Source organism: Phytopseudomonas argentinensis (genome assembly GCF_900113905.1).
Taxonomy (GTDB): domain Bacteria; phylum Pseudomonadota; class Gammaproteobacteria; order Pseudomonadales; family Pseudomonadaceae; genus Aquipseudomonas; species Aquipseudomonas argentinensis.
The window spans coordinates 651342-668825 of record NZ_FORC01000002.1; the positions used below are offsets into that span (position 1 = coordinate 651342).

Sequence of the window (17484 nt, forward strand, 5' to 3'; positions counted from 1 at the left end):
TTCAGACCGCGGCTAGCGCCCCGGCGCTCCCGGATTAATTGCGCACCCAGCGCTGTCGCGTCCAGCCGCTGAAGGCGTCGACCGCCAGCACCAGCAGCAACATGGCGAGGATCACCGTGGCGGCCTGGGCCTCCTGGAACAGGCTCAGACTGACGTAGAGCATTTGCCCTAAACCGCCGGCCCCGACGAAGCCCATGATCGCCGCCATGCGGATGTTGTTCTCCCAGCGGTACAGGCTGTAGGCCAGCAATTGCGGCCACAGCGCCGGCAGGGTGCCGTAGCAGAACGCGGCCCAGGCGCCGCCGCCCTGCAGGCGAATGGCGTCGGCGGGCTGCGGCGGAGTGTTCTCCAGGGCCTCGGCGAACAGCCGGCCGAGCACGCCAGCGGTGTGCAGCGCCAGCGCCAGGGTGCCGGCGTTGGGGCCCAGGCCGGCAGCCAGCACCATCAACACCGCCCACACCAGCTCGGGAATCGCTCGCAGGGCATTGAGCAGCAGCCGCGTGGCAGCCTGGGCGAGGGCGCCCAAACGACCGGCCGCGGGCAGGGCCAGCAGCAAACCGAGCACGGCGGCGAGCAAGGTACCCACGGCCGACATGGCCAGGGTCTCCAGGGCGCCGTGGGCGGTGGCCTGTAGGTGGCTGGCGCTGAAATCGGGATTGAGAAAGCGCGCCGCGTAGCTGCCCATCTGCCCGAGGCTGTCGGCGCCGAACAGACCGGCCAGGTCCAGGCCGAGATAGACGAAGGAGCCGATCACCGCTGCGGCGATGCCCAGCACCAGCAGCAGGTTGCCCAGGCGCCTCATGTGAACCTCGCGCGCAGCAGGCGGCTCAGTTGATCAGCCAGCAATACCAGCAGCAGAAAGGTCAGCAGCATGCTGGCCACTTCGGCGCCGGCGAACATGCGCATCGACAAGTCGATCTGCTGGCCCAGGCCACCGGCGCCAACGAAACCCATCACCACCGAGGCGCGCACCGCACATTCCCAGCGGTACACCGTATAGGAGGTCAGCTCCGCGGCGGCGGCCGGCAGCACGCCATAGGCGAAGGCGGCCAGGCGTCCGCTGCCGCTGTTCAGCAGCGCGTGCACGGGGCGTTGGTCCACCGACTCGAAGATTTCCGCGTAGACCTTGCCGAGCATGCCCGCGTAGGTGATGGCGATGGCCAGCACCCCAGCGGTCGGGCCCAGGCCCACGGCGCGCACGAACAGCAGCGCCCAGACGATTTCCGGCACGCTGCGCAGCACGATCAGCGCACCGCGTACCGGCCAGCGCATCCAGCGGCCCAGGGCACCCGGCTGGCCGCCGCGTGAGGCCGCCGAGAGCGACAGCGCGCGGCTGGCCAAGAGGCTCGCCGGCACCGCCAGCAGCAGCGCCAGGGCCATGCCGGCGGTGGCGATGGCCAGGGTCTGCAGGGTGGCATCCAGCAGCAGGGTGAGGAAGTCCTCATCGTGGGCCGGTGGCCAGAAATCCTTGAGAAAGCCGCCCATGGACCCGGCGCTGTCCGGGTGCAGCAGCACGCCCAGGTCCAGCTCGGCCAGCTGCATGCCTGGCCATAGCAGGACAATGGCCAGCAGCGCTAAAGCCAGGCGCGGCAGGGCCGCGGGGTCGCGGTGAGCGTGGTTCAGCATCGCGCCGCCCAGGCCCCCGGCGCAGGCTCAGCAACGCGGGCGGTGCTCAGCTGTTCGTTGGCGTACAGCGCCTGCAGACGTTCGGGGTCGACTTCGCCGGCCGGCAGGTCGAAGGCGATGCGCCCGTCACGCACGCCGACGATGCGTGGAAAGTGCGCCAGGGCCAATTCCACCGTGTGCAGGCTGGCGACCAGGGTCACCCCGCCGGCTCTGGCATGGCCCACCAGCAGCGACAGGGTGTGGTCGGCCAGGCGTGGGTCCATGGCCGAGACCGGCTCGTCGGCTAGCAGCAGTTGCGGGGCCTGATACAGGGCGCGGGCGATGCCGACGCGCTGCAATTGGCCGCCGGAAAGTTGCCCGCAGCGGGCGAACAGCTTGTCGCCCAGGTCCAGCTTGTCCAGCTGCGCACGGGCGCCGGGAATGTCCAGTGGGTGCAGCAGGTTGAGCAAACTTCGGGCCAGGCCCCACTGGCCGAGGCGCCCGGCCAGCACGGCGGTGACCACCCGCTGGCGCAGCGGCAAGGGCGGCGCCTGGTGGATCAGGCCGATGCGCGTGCGCAGGCGTTGGCGCTGGCGGCTGGACAGTTGCCACGGGCGCTCGCCGAGCACCTGCAGCTCGCCCCCGCTGGGCGCCAGGGCGGTGGCCAGCAGGTTGAGCAGGCTCGACTTGCCGGCGCCGGACGGGCCGATGATCGCCACCCGCTCGCCCTGCGCGACGCTCAGGTCGATGCCCTGCAGCGCCTGTACGCCATTGCCGTGCGTGAGCCCGACGGCGCTCAGGCGCAGGCTCATTTCAGCAGGTCGGCAGCGCGGGCAGCCTCTTCGATGCCCTTGTAGTTTTCAGGCTTGGTCTCGATGAAGCGGCTGGCCGCCTGCAGGTCGAGAATCGCCTTGTGCTCCGGGTTGGCGGGGTCGAGGGCCAGGAACGCCTGCTTGATCTTCTCGGCCAGCGCCGGGTCGAGAGTGCCGCGCACCGTCCAGTTGTAATCGAAGTAGGTTGGCGTGGTGGCGAAGACCTTGACCTTGCTGGTGTCGACCTTGCCGCTCTTGACCAGCTTGTCCCACACGCTGGAGTTCAGCACGCCCGCGTCGACCTTGCCGGCCTGCACCCAGGCAGCGGTGGCATCGTGGGCGCCGGAGTAGGCGACGCGGCTGAAGTAGCTTTCCGGCTTGATGCCGTCCTGCAGCATGAAGTAGCGCGGCATCAGGCTGCCGGAGGTGGAGGAAATCGAGCCGAAGGCGAAGGTCTTGCCCTTCAGGTCCTTGAGCGACTTGACCTGCGGGTCGGCGCTGATGAAGGTGCTGGTGAAGGCGGCGTCCTGTTCGCGCTGCACCAGGGGCATCGCGTTACCGGTCTTCAGGTTCACCTGCACGAAGGTGAAGCCGCCCAGCCAGGCCATGTCCAGGCGATCGGTGGCCAGGGCCTCGACCACGGCCGGGTAGTCGGCCACCGGCACGAATTCGACCTTCATGCCCAATTGCTGCTCCAGGTAGGCGCCCAGCGGCTTGAACTTGCGCAGCAGCTCGGTGGGGGCTTCATCGGGAATCGCCGAGACGCGCAGGGTTTCGGCAGCGTGGGTGGTAAGGGCAGCGGCGGACAGAGCGAGGCCGGCGAGCAGCGACAGGGTGCGCTTGAGCATGGAGTTCTCCGGTTCAATGGCGGAAAAAACGAGAGGATGTGTGCGGCGTACGGGCAGATGCGGTGCTGCTCAGGCGTGGCTGGGCGGCTGGTGCGCGGCACGGGCGGCGCAAGTATAGGGGCAGTCGCCCCCCGCGGCGAGCACCGCGGGGGGTGGTGTGGGCCTAGCCGATCAGGCGGGCCAACTCGTTCAGGCAGAGCACCACGAAAAGCGCCGCGGCAATTCCCAGCAGGCCGTTGGACAGCCAGCCCGAGCGCCACTCTGCCGGCACCCGTTGCGAATTGAGCAGCCAGATCAGCGTGAGCGCCAGGAACGGCATGAAGAACGCACCGAAGGCGCCGTAAGCGATCACCAGGCCGAATGGCCGGCCCAGGGTGAGCAGCAACATCGGCGGGAAGGTCAGCCAGAGCACGTAGAAGCGGAAGGCCGGGGTTTTTTCCAGGTCCTGGCGGGCACCTTTTGCCTGCTCGCCGCCCTGCACCTGGCGCACGAAGTCGGCGAACAACAGCGACACACCGTGCCAGACACCGAGGATCGACGAGAAGGTGGTCGCCGCGAAGCCGATCAGGAACAGGGTGGATACAAAGCTGCCGAAGCGCTCGCGCAGGATTTCATCGAGGTCGAGCAGGCCGCGGTCACCGCCCGCCAGGGTGACCTGGGCGGTATAGAGCAGCTCGGCGCCGACGATCAGCATCGAAATCACGAAGATGCCGGTGGCGATGTAGGCCACCCGGTTGTCCAGGCGCATCATGCCCATCCACGCCGGGGTGCGCCAACCCTTGGCCTGCACCCAGTAGCCGTAGGAGGCCATGGTGATGGTTCCGCCAACGCCGCCGATAAGGCCCAGCGTGTAGATCGCCGAGCCTTCGGGAATGGTCGGTACCAGGCCGGTCACTGCCTGGCCGAGATTGGGCATGACCAGAATGGCGAGGCCGACGACCACCACGAACATGATGCCGATGAACAGCTTCATGACCGTCTCGAAGGCGCTGTAGCGGTTGAACAGTACGAACAACGCGCCGGCGATCCCCGACAATGCGCCCCACATCCAGAACGGCATCACGTCCGGAAACAGCGCGGCCAGCGGTAGCGCCGTGGCGCTCATCGCCGTGCCGCCGTACACGAAGCCCCAGATCACGATGTAGATACCGAAGTACCAGTACGTCCATTTACCCAGCGAGCGCCAGCCTTCGAGAATGGTCGAGCCGGTAGCCAGGTGATAGCGCGCCGAGCCTTCCGCGAGGGCGATCTTGACGATGCAGCCCACCACCGCGGCCCAGAGCAGGGCGTAGCCGAAGCGCGAGCCGGCGATCAGGGTCGCCACCAGGTCGCCAGCGCCGACACCCGTGACCGCGACCACGATGCCCGGGCCGATGAGCTTCCAGCGCGCCGCCGTGCCGCTTGGCGGGGCCGACTGGGAGGGTTCTTCCATCGAAGGTGCGCGCGTCTCGTTGTTGTCGTTCATGGCATCTTCCTGTGAGCGCCGCCAGGGCATTTTCATGGAGCATAGATAGGGCGCGGAGCCTTGCGTGCCGGGGTGCGGATGAAAAGTGTTGCAGGTCGTACAGCCACGCGCGGCCATGCAGTTCGGCTGCTCGCCTCTGCGAGGGCGTGCACGGGCTGGTAGAATCCGCCGCCTGTTTTCCCGTTGACGAGAGCGTTGCCATGAGTGAGCCGATCCGCCTGACCCAGTACAGCCACGGTGCCGGCTGCGGCTGCAAGATTTCCCCCAAGGTGCTGGAGGTGATCCTGGCCGGCAGCGGCGCGCAGAATCTCGACCCCAAGCTGTGGGTCGGCAACGCCTCCCGTGACGATGCGGCGGTGTACGCCCTCGATGACGAGCGTGGCGTGGTGTCGACCACCGACTTCTTCATGCCCATCGTCGATGACCCCTTCGACTTCGGCCGCATCGCCGCCACCAATGCGATCAGCGACATCTACGCCATGGGCGGCGACCCGCTGATGGCCATCGCCATCCTCGGCTGGCCGGTCAACCTGCTGCCGCCAGAGGTCGCCCGCGAAGTGATCCGTGGCGGCCGCGCGGTGTGCGATGCCGCCGGCATCCCCCTGGCCGGTGGCCACTCCATCGACGCCCCGGAGCCGATCTTCGGCCTGGCGGTGACCGGCGTGGTGAGCAAGCAGCACATGAAGCGCAACGACACTGCCAGGGCCGGCGACACCCTGTACCTGACCAAGCCCCTGGGCATAGGCATCCTCACCACCGCCGAGAAGAAGGCCAAGCTGCGTGGCGAAGACGTGGGCCTGGCCCGCGACTGGATGTGCACCCTGAACAAGCCGGGCAGCCGCTTCGGCAAGCTGGCCGGCGTCAACGCCATGACCGACGTCACCGGCTTCGGCCTGCTTGGCCACTTGGTGGAAATGGCCGACGGCGCCAGCCTCACCGCCCGCCTGGACTACGCCGCCGTGCCGCGCCTGCCGGGCGTGGAGCACTACCTGGCCGAGGGCTGCGTACCCGGCGGCACGTTGCGCAACTTCGACAGCTACGGCGAACGCATCGCTGCGCTCAGCGACAGCCAGCGCGATCTGCTCTGCGACCCACAGACCAGTGGCGGCCTGCTGATCGCCGTCAGCGAAGCGGGCGAGGCCGAGTTTCTCGCCGTGGCCGCCGAACTGGGCCTGCACCTGGCCCCCATCGGCGTGCTGGTGGAGCGACAGCGTCACGCCGTCGAGGTGTTCTGATGCGCGAGGATGCCCGCGATTTCCGTGCCCTGTTCCTCGACGGTGTACCGATGATGGATACCCGCGCACCGGTGGAATTCACCAAGGGCGCGTTCCCCGGCGTGGTCAACCTGCCGCTGATGACCGACCTGGAACGCCAGAAGGTCGGCACCTGCTACAAGCAACACGGCCAGGAGGCGGCCATCAAACTGGGTCACCAGCTGGTCGGTGGCGAGATCAAGGCCCATCGGGTCGCGGCCTGGGCGGCCTTCGCCCGCGCCAACCCAGATGGCTACCTGTACTGCTTTCGCGGCGGCCTGCGCTCGCAGATCGTCCAGCAGTGGCTGCGCGAAGCGGGCATCGACTACCCGCGCATCACCGGCGGCTACAAGGCGATGCGTACCTTTCTGCTCGATACCCTCGAAGAAGCCGTAGCGCAGTGCCGCTTCGTGGTGGTCGGCGGCATGACCGGCACCGGCAAGACCGATGTGCTGGCCCAGCTGCCCGATGGCCTGGACCTGGAAGGCCATGCCAACCACCGCGGCTCCAGTTTCGGCAAGCGCGCCACCGGCCAGCCGGCGCAGATCGATTTCGAGAACGCCCTGGCCGTGGACATTCTGCGCAAGCGTGCGGCGGGCATCGAGCGCTTCGTGCTCGAAGACGAAGGGCGCATCGTCGGCAGCTGCAACGTGCCGCTGTCGCTGCATCAGGGCATGCAGACCTACCCGCTGGTGTGGCTCGAAGACAGCTTCGAGGGGCGTGTGGAGCGCATCCTGCGTGACTATGTGATCGACCTGTGCGCCGAATTCATCGCCGTCAATGGCGAGGAGCGCGGCTTCGACCTGTTCGCCGCGCGCCTGCTGCAGAGCCTGGACAACATCCACAAACGCCTGGGCGGCGAGCGCCACCAGCGCCTGCGGGCAATCATGGTCGACGCCCTCGGCGCCCAGCAGCGTAGCGGCGCCGTAGGCTTTCACCGCGACTGGATCGCCGGGCTGCTGCGTGAATACTACGACCCCATGTACGCCTACCAGCGCGACAGCAAGGCCGAGCGCATCGTCTTCGCTGGCGACGAGGCCGCGGTGGTCGCCTACCTGCGCGAAGCACATTAACCTCACCGCGACGTAGGGCGTTCCGAGCGGCGTTCCCTTCGCGCAGCAGTACGCCGCGCGTCGGCATGGCGGACTGTTCGCTGACGCTACGAGCGGCCGGCGTCTCGGGCCGCCCTACATGACTGAGTCCGCCCTACGCCCTCAGCGGGTATGGAAATGCCCGCTGCCCGGTTTGAAGCGCTTTGCCATGAGCATCAGCACCAGCGTGGCGGCGGCCATCATCAGCCAGCTTAGGCGCAGGTTGTTGGTGTACTGGCGCAGCAGGCCGGCGAGCAGCGGCGAGGTGGCGGCGATCAGGTAGCCGCCGCCCTGCACGAAGGCCAGCAGGTCACCGGTCTGGCGTGGGTCGTCGAGGTGATCCTGCGCCACCACCAGCGATAGCGGAAACAGGGCGCCGATACCGATGCCGATCAGCACGCAGATCGGCACCACCAGCGTCAGCGGCGCAAGCACCAGGGCGATCAGCCCGAGCAGCAGACACACCAGCACGAAACTCAAGAGCACCCGGCGATCCGGGCAGCGCGCCAGCAGGCTCGAGGCCAGCAGGCCGGCGGTTACTTCGCAGAGGGTCAGGGCGGCCAGCAGCAGGCCGCTGGACTCGGCGCTCCAGCCCAGCGAGGTGTAGTAGGGCGGCAGCCAAGCCAGCACCAGCGTATAACCGGCGGTGCCGACGCCGAAAAAGGCCATCAGCAGCCAGGCGCGTGGCGAGCGCCAGGGGTTGAGCGGTGCCGCCGAGCCGCTTGTGGTCGGCTCGTCCGCCGGCGCGGCGCGCTTCCACAGCAGGCAGGCGATGATGGCCGGCAGAGCCCAGGTGGCCAGTGCCCACGACCAGCCCAGCCACTGCGCCAGCCAGGGCGTCAGCGCAGCACCGAAGGCGGCGCCGCCCATGATCGCGCAGCTGTAGAAGCCGATCAGCCGACCCGCATCGTGGCTGAAGCGTGCCTTGATCAACCCCGGTAGCAACGCTTGCACGAAGGCGATACCGGCGCCTGCCAGCAGGGCACTGATCAGCAACGGCGTGGCACTGGGCACCAGGCCACGGGCCAGGCAGGCGAGGGCTATCAGCAGGGTGCCGAGCCAGATACCGCGTCGCTCGCCGAAGCGCCCGCGTAGAAAGGTGGCCGCCAGGGCGCCGAGGCCCATGATCACGATCGGCAGGCTGGTCAGCAGGCTGGCGCCCACGTGCCCCAGGTGGGTGTCCAGCTGGATGCGGTCGAGCAGCGGGCCCACCGCCGCGAGCACCGGGCGCAGGTTCAGGCCCAGCAAGATGATCGCCAGCAGCAACAGGGTCTGGCGTTTCATTGCGCCTTCTCCTGGGCGCCGCGCCAGGCCACCAGCAGCACACCGCTGACGATGCACAGCCCGGCCAGCAGCATCGACAGGCTACCCTGTTCACCCAGCAGGCCGATGGCCATGGCGGCGCCGAGCACGGCGGCCACCGAGCCGATCTGGCTGAGGAATACCGCGCCGGCGAGCTTCTGCAGCACGAAGAACAGCGCATAGACGATGGCGAACAGCGCCATCTGCACCAGCAGCAGAAGTATGGCGGCCTGGCTGCCCAGCTGCGGCGCCAGGTCGGCGCCCAGCAGGCCCATGGGCAACAAAAGCAGGGCGCCGCCCAGCAGCATGCCTGGCGCCAGGGACAATGGGCTGGCACCGCTCGGCCAGTAGCGCGAGCGGTAGATATTGCCCATGGCCAGGAACAGCGGGATCGACAGTGCGGCCAGCACCCACAGTCGAGGGGCGTCGCCATCCTGCAGCTTGCCCAGGGCCAGCAGCACGCTGCCGACCAGGCCGATGCCAATGCCCAGCAGGCGAATGCGGCTCAGCGGCTCCATGCGCAGGGCCAGGGCCATTAGGTAGGTGAACAGCGGTGGGAAGGCCAGGCACATCGACGCGAAGCCGGCACCGACATGGCCGATGGAGCTGAACAGAAGGCCATTGGGCAGGGCGATGCTGATCAGCCCGGCAATCAGGTAGTAGCGCAACAAGGGCGGCGTTATGCCCGTGCGCTCGCCACGCAGACGTACTAGTACCAGCAGCGCCAGGCCGCCGCCGAGCAGGCTCCACAGCAGGAAGGCCAAGGGCTGCCAGCCTTGCTGGCCGGCGAGTTTCACCAGGTTGCTGGTCAGGCCCATCAGGGCGCCGATCGCCAGCAACAGGAACAGCGCCAGATAGGGGCGCTGCAGGGGCTGTCTCATACCTGTCTCCAAAGCCGATCTACGATAAGATACAAACATTCTTTTTGAAAAGTATCTTGATAGCAAGGTAAATCGAGGGCGACATGCAGGATCGAGCACAACTGGCCGCTGAACAGTGGCGTGAGCAACGCCCGGATCTGGACGGCTTCGCCATGGCGGTGATCGGCAGGCTGGGCGAATTGAGCCAGGTGATCAGTCGTGATCACCTGTCGCCGTTCTTCGCCAGCCATGGCCTGCAGGCCGGCGAGTTCGACTTGCTGGCCACCCTGCGCCGCGCTGGCGAACCCTATGCGCTGATGCCCACTGCCCTGTACGAAAGCGCGATGATTTCCTCCGGTGGCATGACCAGCCGCATCGACCGCCTGGAGAAAGCCGGGCTGATCGAACGGCGCAAGCATCCGTCCGACCGCCGCGGCATCCTCGTGGCGCTGACACCGGCGGGCTTTGAACTGATCGACAGCATGCTCACCGCCCACGTTGCTAACCTGCAGCGTGTTCTGGCCGCCCTCAGTGACGAGGAAAAACAGCAGTTGCATGGGCTCACCGGCAAGCTGCTGGCCAACCTGCAACTCGGTGAATGAAAGGAATCCAGCCCATGTCTCTTCCGGCATTGATCATCGGCGTATTCGCCCAGCTGTTCTTCGCAGGCCTGCAAGGCTTGATCGTGGTGTTCTCCGCCGCCGCCATCGCCAATAACAGCGAACTGACACCTTTGCAGGATCGTCTGCTGTCGAGCCTGATGCTGCTGCTTCCCGGCCTCTCGTTGGCCACCGCCGGCTTGCTGGTGGTCGGTTACCTCAGCTCGGCGCCGTGGCTCTCCAACTTCTGGCACCTGCTGCCGGTGGTGGCTTTTGGGCTGTACCTGCTGTTCGCGTGGGGCCTGAATCGCTGAGTAGGTCGCCGCGCAGCGATGTCCCCATGGGCCACTCGACGCTCGGCTGCTAGGGGCGCGCGAGGGAGGCGGAGGTTATCAAGCGCTCGAATTGTTCCAGCGAATGTGGGCGGCCGAGGTAGTAGCCCTGGGCCTCGTCACAGTGAATGCGGGCCAGGTCGCTCAACTGGCTGGCGCTCTCCACGCCTTCTGCCGTCACGGTCATTGACAGGGCACGGCCCAGGCCGATGATCGACTCGATGATGGCAACGGCGGTGGTCTTGGCGTCGCCCTGCAGGTCCGCGATGAAGCTGCGGTCTATCTTGATCGCGTCGAAGGGGTAGGTGCGCAGGTAGCTGAGCGCCGAATAACCGGTGCCGAAGTCATCCATGGACAAGCGAACCCCCAGGCGTTTGAGCTGCAGCATGATCTGCAGGGCGGCTACGGAGTCCTTGAGCATTACGGTTTCGGTGATTTCCAGTTCCAGGCGGCCAGGGGCCAGCTGCGTCGCCTCCAGCGCATGGCGCACGCGCGCCACCAGGTCGCCTCGCTGGAATTCCACCGGCGACAGGTTGACCGACACCTGAAGGTCGTCGGGCCATTGGCTTGCCGCCGTGCAGGCGTTGTGCAGCACCCAGTCGCTGAGCGCAATGATCAGGCCGGTCTCTTCGGCGATGGCGATGAAACTGTCCGGCATCAGCAAGCCCCGTGTCGGGTGCTGCCAGCGCACCAGGGCCTCGGCGCCGGATACTGTCTGCCGGCTGATGGTGTAGCGAGGCTGGTATTGCAGAAACAGCTCGCCGCCACGTAGGGCATTGCGCAGATCGGTTTCGATCTTGCGGCGATTGACGATGCGCTCGTTCATTTCACTGGCGTAGAACTGCCAGGTACTTCTGCCGGCGGCCTTGGCTTCGTAGAGCGCGATATCGGCGTAACGCAACAGTTCGCTGGCCTGCACGGCATCCTGCGGCGCGATGGCCACGCCGATGCTGGCGCCCAGCAGCAGCTCATGCTCGCCGCTGACGAACACCTTGCCAATGGAGTCGCAGATGCGCGCGCACAGCGGTTCCAGTTCGACCCGCTGCAGCGGGTCATCGATCACCAGCACGAATTCGTCGCCGCCGAGCCGGGCCACCATATCGTCGTCGCGCACGCACTGCTTGAGCCGCTGTGCCACCTCGGAGAGCACTTCGTCACCAATCGAATGGCCGAGGGTATCGTTCACCGGCTTGAAGCGATCCAGGTCCAGGCTCAACAGAAACACCCGGCCTTGTGGGTTCTCCAGTTTGCTCTGCAGGTGCGCTTGCAGATAACGGCGATTGGGCAGGCCGGTCAGCGCATCATGGTGGGACAGGTGACTGATCTGGCGCTTGGCTTCGACCTCTTCGGTGATGTCGGTCACCGTGCCCTGGTAGCCCAGGTGTTTGGTACCTTCCGCAACCATGCCGATGGACAGCGTGCAGTGCCGTGAGACGCCCTGCGCATCAGCATAGGAACATTCGATTGGGCGCCGCGGCAGGCTCGCTTGCGAGGAGGCCTGGGCCTGGGCGAGGAAGCTGTGCGGCGGCAGGCCGAGGAGTTCATGCAGATGCCGGCCTTGCCAGGCGCTGACGGGCAGGCCGGTCATGGCCGTGAACCGCTCGGAAATGAAGGTGAGGCGCCCTTGCTGATCGGTCTCCCAGATCCAGTCGGAGGTCGATTCGGCAACCGAGCGAAAGCGCTCCTCACTGACACGCAGGGCCTCCTGACTGGCATCGAACAGTGCAGAGGCCTTCAGCATGCGGCGCTGCAGTGCCCGCATCGCCAGGGCAAATACAATGGCGATGAGCACCAGCAAGGGCAGCAATGCGGTAAGAAACGCATCGCCGGGCCGGGCCGGCGTCCACGTCAGGACGTAGGTCGAGCCGAATGCCGGCTCCAGCTTGAAATAGGGGTGGTCGCCGGGCGGATGGCTGACCGCCCGCAGGTCAGCCAGGTTGGCGTTGAGGCCGAGCGCCTGGATGTCGAGGATGTCCACGAACAGCATGACGGAGGTGGCGGACAGCGATTTCGGATCGCTCATCCCCTCGGATTTGATCGCCGCCGCGTAGGCCCCGGCAATTGCATCACCGACCGGGTAGTAGCCGAAAGCCGCCTGGCCCCCACCAGCCTGTTGCCGGGCCGCCTCAACCAGCGGCGCGAAGTCGGCGGAAATGAAATCGGCGGCGCTCCGCGAACTCAGCTCGCCCTTGATCACCGAGTAGAGGGTTGCTTGCGCGGGGTCGATGATGAACGCGCCATCGATCGAAAAGCTCGAATAAAGCGACTCGCCCATGTTGTCTCGCCCATAGGCCCAGTCGATATCGACCTGACCGCTGCCGACCTTGGCATAGGCGTCGTCCCAGAAGGCATAGTCCATCACCGTGGTGTGCAGCGAGCGTTTGATGGCCCCCAGCGATTGCGCGAGTGCCAGTTCGTCATGTTCGACCTGGGCGAGGTTTTTCTGATAAGCGATGGCAATCAGCGCAGCACAGGCAATTGCGAGCAGGCTCGCCATCAGCAAGGCAAACCCGGCTGCGAACTTTCGCGTCATTTCGGTATGGCTGCGCATACCGCCGACATCCTCTGGCATTGATGACTACCTTCAACTCATTGCAATCGATTCTGGCGTTGCGCCAATCCCTTTCTATCGGCTGCCCGAGGCTTTTCGTTAAGGTCGGCGGCGCCGCCCTGACGGAGTGCCCCGTGTGAGGCGACGCTTGGCGCATTTGCCCGGGGACAGTCTCGCTCCCACGCTCCGGCATGGGCCTCAGGCCAGCGTGCTCCGCGCCCGCCCGCAGCGGACGCCGAGCGCTCCGCAAGCATTTTCACGCGCAGCCTGAGCAGCGGGCAGTTGGGTAGGGGCAAAATTCCCTACAGCCGGTGATGCTCGATCAGAAAATCCACGAACAGCCGTACCCGCGCCGGCATCGTCGGGCCGCCGACGAATACCGCATGAATCGGTTCCCGTTCGCCGGGGTTGTAGGCTTCGAGCAGCTGCACCAGGTCACCGCGCCCGATGTCCTCGTTGACCGTGAAGGCGCCGATGCGGGCGATGCCGGCGCCAACCCGGGCCAGTTGCGCCAGGGCTTCGCCGCTGCTGCATTCGATGTTGCCGCACACCTTCAGGGAGAACACCTCGCCGTCGCGCACGAAGGGCCAGTTGGGCTCGGCGCGGCGGAAGTTGAAGCGCAGGCAGTTGTGCTGCAGTAGGTCCTCCGGCGCCTGGGGCGTGCCGTGGCGCGCCAGGTAGTCGGGTGAGGCCACCACGATCTGGCCGGTTTCGCCGACCTTGCGGGCGGTCAGCGGGCTGTCCGGCAGCGGGCCGAAACGCACCGCCACGTCGGCCTGGCCGCCAAGAATATCCACCACCTCATCGCCCAGGGTCAGGTCGACGACGATGTTCGGGTAGCGCGCGCTGAAGGCCGCCACCAGCGGCACGATGGCCAGCCGGCCGTGACCGAGCGCGGCGCTGACGCGAATACGGCCCTTGGGCACGCTCTGGTCGGCGATGGCGTCCTCGACCTCCGCCAGGTCGGCGAGGATGCGCCGGGCGCCGCGCAGGTACGCCTCGCCTTCGGCCGTGAAGGTGATCGCCCGGGTGGTGCGCAGCAGCAGGCGGGTGCCCAGGCGCTGCTCGGTGCGGGCAATGATGCGGCTGACCGCCGAGGGCGTCATGCCCAGGGTGCGCGCCGCCGCCGACAGGCTGCCTTCCTGCGCCACGCGCACCAGCACTTCCATCTCGCCTGATCGGCCGCCTACGTCCATTTGTGCCTCTGTAGCAAAGGTGTTTGCCAGAAAAGCGGTCTACCGCCCATGGGATGGGGATCGTAGCATTTGCGGCATAGATAAGGAGCCTCTCATGCGTATCAATCCACCCCTCGTCGCGCTCGCCATCGGTGCCTTCGGCATCGGCGTTACCGAGTTCGCCCCCATGGGCATGTTGCCCGGCATCGCCAGTGACCTTGGCGTGTCGATTCCCGCTGCCGGCCTGCTGGTCAGCGCCTATGCCATCGGTGTGCTGATCGGCGCGCCGCTGATGACTCTGACCACCGGCAGGATTCCTCGGCGCTACCTGCTGATCGGGCTGATGGCCATCTTCACCCTCGGCAACCTGATGTCCGCCCTGGCCACCGACTACACCAGCCTGCTGATCGCCCGGGTGGTCACCTCGCTCAACCATGGCGCCTTCTTCGGCGTCGGCTCGGTGGTCGCCGCCAGCCTGGTCGCCCCGGACAAACGGGCCGGCGCGGTGGCGGCGATGTTCATGGGCCTGACCCTGGCGACCATCGGCGGCGTGCCGCTGGCCGCCTGGTTCGGTGAACTGCTCGGCTGGCGCACGGCGTTCTGGGGCATTGCCGGCCTGGGCGTGATCACCATGCTCGCGCTGTGGTTCGCCTTGCCCAACGTCGAGTTGCCGAAAGGCGACGGCGCGCTCGCCGAAATCCGCGTTCTGGGCCGTGGCCCGGTGCTCGCCGCGCTGGCCCTGACCGTGGTCGGCTCCAGTGCGATGTTCACCGTGTTCACCTATATCGCGCCGATCCTCAGCACCCAGACCCATGCCTCCACCGGCTTTATCACCGCCATGCTGGTGCTCTACGGTGTGGGCCTGACCCTGGGCAACATGTGGGGCGGCAAGGCGGCGGATCGCTCCATTGACCGCACCCTGATCGCTTCGCTCAGTGCGCTGATCCTGGTGCTGCTGGCCTTCACCGTGCTGATGCGCTGGCCGCTGCCGGCCGCCGTGGCCATCCTCATCTGGGGCATCGCCAGCTTCGCCATCGTGCCGCCGCTGCAGATGCGCGTGATGGAAGCCGCCAAGGACGCCCCCAACCTGGCCTCGGCAGTGAATATAGGTGCTTTCAACCTCGGCAATGCCGTTGGTGCGGCCCTGGGCGGCGCGGTGATCAGCGCGGGGCTCGGCTACCCGGCGATCTCCCTGGCCGGCGCGGCGATGGCAGCGCTGGGGCTTTTGATGGTGCTGGGGTTTGCCTGGCGAGCCAGGGCGGTGGCGCTGGCGGTATGCCGTTGATTCGGGTGTAAGAACCTGTCCAAAGTCTGCTGCGCATCGGCACTGCGGCGTTAAAAACAGGCTGGATTGCCAGCCTAGTCGGGCTGCTCATTTACAGCTCGTAAACTCCGCGTCCTCGCCTGTTTTCGCCTTGCATTGCTCTAGCTCGCGAGACTTTGAACAGGCTCTAAGGCTGCTAGGGCGTACCTGGCGGCGTTCCGTTCGCGAAGCAGTCTTGGCAGGTGGACTGTTCGCTGGCACTACGAGCGGCCGGCGTTCCGATCCACCCTAGGCGCTGCTGTGAACAGGGTAGGGGCCACGGTTCGAGATGAACCGTGGCCCTTTGCGTTTGTGGCAAGGCGTGTGTCGCATCAGACCGACGGCAGTCGTCAGAACATTCCCTGGATTGACATATCGGTAAATCTCGATATTATCGCGCCATGGACTTGATCGACGTATTCAAAGCACTCTCCAATCGCACGCGCCTTGAGATTCTCAAGGGCCTGAAGGATCCCGCGAAGAACTTCCCGCCACAGGATGAAGGCGACGTTCATACGGTGGGGGTGTGCGTGAGCAGCATTCAGGAAGGGGTGGGGCTGTCGCAGTCGACGGTGTCCGACTACCTGGCGACGCTGCAGCGAGCGGGCCTGGTGGAAGTCAGGCGCATCGGGCAGTGGACCTATTACAAGCGCAACGAGAAAGCCATCAGCGCGCTGGCCGAACTGATAGGCAAGGAACTGTAGTTTTTCTTTATTCCTGAATATCGGCAAATCCCGATATTCCTTTTTACCGAAGCGAGGGCTTGCCTGGACTGAGCGCGTAGCGAAATCGCCGTAAATTTTTTGTGTTCACATATCGAAAAATCTCGATATCCCTTTTTCCAGAAGCGAGGAATCAACAATGAAAGCGCAGATACTCAACGCCTTTGGCGGCCCGCAAGCATTCCAGTTGGTCAACGTGCCCAAGCCCGTGCCGCAAGCGGGGCAGGTGTTGGTACGGGTACATGCCACGTCCGTCAACCCGCTGGATTATCAGGTACGCCGCGGCGACTACCCCGACCTGGTGCCACTACCCGCGATTACCGGGCATGACGTGTCCGGTGTCGTCGAAGCGGTCGGGCCGGGCGTGACGGGCTTCGCGCCTGGCGATGAAGTCTGGTACACGCCACAGATCTTCGAGGGCCCTGGCAGCTATGCCGAGTACCACGTGGCTGACGAACGCATCGTCGGCAGCAAGCCGTCCTCGCTGAGCCATCTCGAGGCGGCCAGCCTCACCCTGGTTGGCGGCACCGCATGGGAAGCTCTGGTGGTGCGCGCGGCGCTCAGGGTGGGCGAGAGCGTGCTGATCCACGGTGGGGCGGGTGGCGTCGGCCATGTGGCGATCCAGCTGGCCAAGGCCATGGGCGCCAAGGTGTTCACCACCGTACGTGAGGCCAACTTCGAATTCGCCCGCAGCCTGGGTGCCGATGTGGTGATCGACTACGCGCAGGAGGATTACGCCCAGGCCATCCTGCGGGAAACAGGCGGGCAGGGCGTCGACGTGGTGTTCGACACCATCGGCGGCGACACCCTGGCGCGCAGCCCCGACGTACTCGCCCAACTCGGCCGGGTGGTATCGATCGTCGACATCGCCCTACCACAGAACCTCCTGCAGGCCTGGGGCAAGAACGCCAGCTACCACTTCGTGTTCACCCGGCAGAACCGCGGCAAGCTCAATGAGCTGAGCGCCTTGATCGAGCGCGGCCAACTGCGGCCGCACCTCGGTGCGGTGTACTCGCTGGCCGATATTCCGCTGGCCCATGCGCTGCTGGAAACGCCCAACAACGGCCTGCGTGGCAAGATCGCCATTGCCGTGGTGCCAGAGGCGCGCCCCGACACCCACACCCAACCGTCGAACCCACGCTGAGGAGGTGCCCCATGGTTTATGAAATCGCGCTGCTGCCCATCCACGAGCGACACCTCGAACGCTTCAGGCGGGCATTCGCCGAGGTGGTGCCATTGCTCTGCCGGGCCCAGGGCTACGGCGGCCACCTGCTCGCGCAAGGCATCGAAAACCCGCTGCACTTCAACCTGATCGTGCGCTGGCAGTCCCTGGAGGATCACACGCAGCGCTTCGAAGTGAGTGACGACCACCAGCTGTTCATGCAGGCCCTGGAGCCGTGCTTCTCGGGAGAGCCGACCCTGTACCACATCGAAGGCGCCGCCTTTGCAGGTGCAACCTCGGGCGAGCAGGGCGGCCCCTTTGGCAGCGAATGGCCGGTCGCTTGAGCGCGTAATGGCAAAGCAGTATGCCGTTTGTATTGATAGGCGGACTGTTCACTGGCGTTA

At 66.2% G+C, this 17484-nt stretch carries 17 protein-coding genes; 8 read left to right on the top strand and 9 right to left on the bottom strand.

Features of this window, described 5'->3' with window-relative positions:
- Positions 1-34 precede the first annotated feature (34 nt).
- The 5 genes from phnE to BM154_RS11555 all read right to left on the bottom strand — a co-directional run bounded on the left by phnE (position 35) and on the right by BM154_RS11555 (position 4730).
- Positions 35-802 carry a phosphonate ABC transporter, permease protein PhnE gene (phnE, locus tag BM154_RS11535; protein ID WP_074883519.1) on the bottom strand — a complete coding sequence of 256 codons (768 nt, stop codon included), beginning with the start codon at positions 800-802 and terminating at the stop codon, positions 35-37.
- Positions 799-1626 carry a PhnE/PtxC family ABC transporter permease gene (locus BM154_RS11540; protein ID WP_074883522.1) on the bottom strand — a complete coding sequence of 276 codons (828 nt, stop codon included), beginning with the start codon at positions 1624-1626 and terminating at the stop codon, positions 799-801. The genes phnE and BM154_RS11540 overlap by 4 nt, the downstream gene beginning before the upstream one ends.
- Positions 1620-2417 carry a phosphonate ABC transporter ATP-binding protein gene (locus BM154_RS11545; RefSeq protein WP_074883523.1) on the bottom strand — a complete coding sequence of 266 codons (798 nt, stop codon included), beginning with the start codon at positions 2415-2417 and terminating at the stop codon, positions 1620-1622. Before BM154_RS11545 ends, BM154_RS11540 begins: the two co-directional genes overlap by 7 nt.
- Entirely contained in the window at positions 2414-3265 is an 852-nt protein-coding gene (locus tag BM154_RS11550) for a putative selenate ABC transporter substrate-binding protein (protein ID WP_074883526.1), read from the bottom strand. The genes BM154_RS11545 and BM154_RS11550 overlap by 4 nt, the downstream gene beginning before the upstream one ends.
- 163 nt (positions 3266-3428) lie before the next feature.
- The gene (locus tag BM154_RS11555) at positions 3429-4730 is read right to left on the bottom strand and encodes an Nramp family divalent metal transporter (protein WP_074883529.1); all 1302 of its coding nucleotides are present in this window, start codon (positions 4728-4730) and stop codon (positions 3429-3431) included.
- Between the two features lie 200 nt (positions 4731-4930).
- Between BM154_RS11555 and selD the strand changes: the two genes are divergently transcribed.
- Both selD and mnmH read left to right on the top strand, forming a co-directional pair.
- Entirely contained in the window at positions 4931-5965 is a 1035-nt protein-coding gene (gene selD, locus BM154_RS11560) for a selenide, water dikinase SelD (protein WP_074883532.1), read from the top strand.
- On the top strand, positions 5965-7056 hold the full coding sequence (gene mnmH / locus BM154_RS11565; RefSeq protein ID WP_074883535.1) for a tRNA 2-selenouridine(34) synthase MnmH: 1092 nt from the start codon (positions 5965-5967) through the stop codon (positions 7054-7056). Before selD ends, mnmH begins: the two co-directional genes overlap by 1 nt.
- Before the next feature lie 141 nt (positions 7057-7197).
- Here mnmH and BM154_RS11570 read toward each other — a convergent pair whose 3' ends face one another.
- Positions 7198-8358, bottom strand: a complete 1161-nt coding sequence (locus tag BM154_RS11570; protein WP_074883538.1) for a cyanate transporter — start codon at positions 8356-8358, stop codon at positions 7198-7200.
- On the bottom strand, positions 8355-9257 hold the full coding sequence (locus BM154_RS11575; RefSeq protein ID WP_074883541.1) for a DMT family transporter: 903 nt from the start codon (positions 9255-9257) through the stop codon (positions 8355-8357). Before BM154_RS11575 ends, BM154_RS11570 begins: the two co-directional genes overlap by 4 nt.
- Before the next feature lie 83 nt (positions 9258-9340).
- Here BM154_RS11575 and BM154_RS11580 point away from each other — a divergent pair, with 83 nt between their 5' ends.
- Entirely contained in the window at positions 9341-9838 is a 498-nt protein-coding gene (locus BM154_RS11580) for a MarR family winged helix-turn-helix transcriptional regulator (protein ID WP_074883543.1), read from the top strand.
- A gap of 14 nt (positions 9839-9852) precedes the next feature.
- The gene (locus BM154_RS11585; protein ID WP_074883546.1) at positions 9853-10149 is read left to right on the top strand and encodes a hypothetical protein; all 297 of its coding nucleotides are present in this window, start codon (positions 9853-9855) and stop codon (positions 10147-10149) included.
- A 49-nt stretch (positions 10150-10198) separates the two neighbouring features.
- Here BM154_RS11585 and BM154_RS11590 read toward each other — a convergent pair whose 3' ends face one another.
- Both BM154_RS11590 and BM154_RS11595 read right to left on the bottom strand, forming a co-directional pair.
- Positions 10199-12739, bottom strand: coding sequence for a bifunctional diguanylate cyclase/phosphodiesterase (locus tag BM154_RS11590; RefSeq protein ID WP_083414540.1), 2541 nt, complete (start codon positions 12737-12739; stop codon positions 10199-10201).
- Positions 12740-13020: 281 nt separating this feature from the next.
- Positions 13021-13914, bottom strand: a complete 894-nt coding sequence (locus tag BM154_RS11595; RefSeq protein WP_074883554.1) for a LysR family transcriptional regulator — start codon at positions 13912-13914, stop codon at positions 13021-13023.
- A 94-nt stretch (positions 13915-14008) separates the two neighbouring features.
- Here BM154_RS11595 and BM154_RS11600 point away from each other — a divergent pair, with 94 nt between their 5' ends.
- From BM154_RS11600 to BM154_RS11615, 4 genes are all read left to right on the top strand, one after another.
- Complete coding sequence (locus tag BM154_RS11600; protein WP_074883558.1) at positions 14009-15178, top strand: MFS transporter; 1170 nt, start codon at positions 14009-14011, stop codon at positions 15176-15178.
- 419 nt (positions 15179-15597) lie between these two features.
- Positions 15598-15900, top strand: coding sequence for an ArsR/SmtB family transcription factor (locus BM154_RS11605; protein WP_070885386.1), 303 nt, complete (start codon positions 15598-15600; stop codon positions 15898-15900).
- A gap of 157 nt (positions 15901-16057) precedes the next feature.
- The gene (locus BM154_RS11610; RefSeq protein WP_074883561.1) at positions 16058-17062 is read left to right on the top strand and encodes a zinc-dependent alcohol dehydrogenase family protein; all 1005 of its coding nucleotides are present in this window, start codon (positions 16058-16060) and stop codon (positions 17060-17062) included.
- Positions 17063-17073: 11 nt separating this feature from the next.
- Positions 17074-17424, top strand: a complete 351-nt coding sequence (locus BM154_RS11615) for an antibiotic biosynthesis monooxygenase family protein (RefSeq protein WP_074883564.1) — start codon at positions 17074-17076, stop codon at positions 17422-17424.
- The last annotated feature ends 60 nt before the right edge of the window (positions 17425-17484 follow it).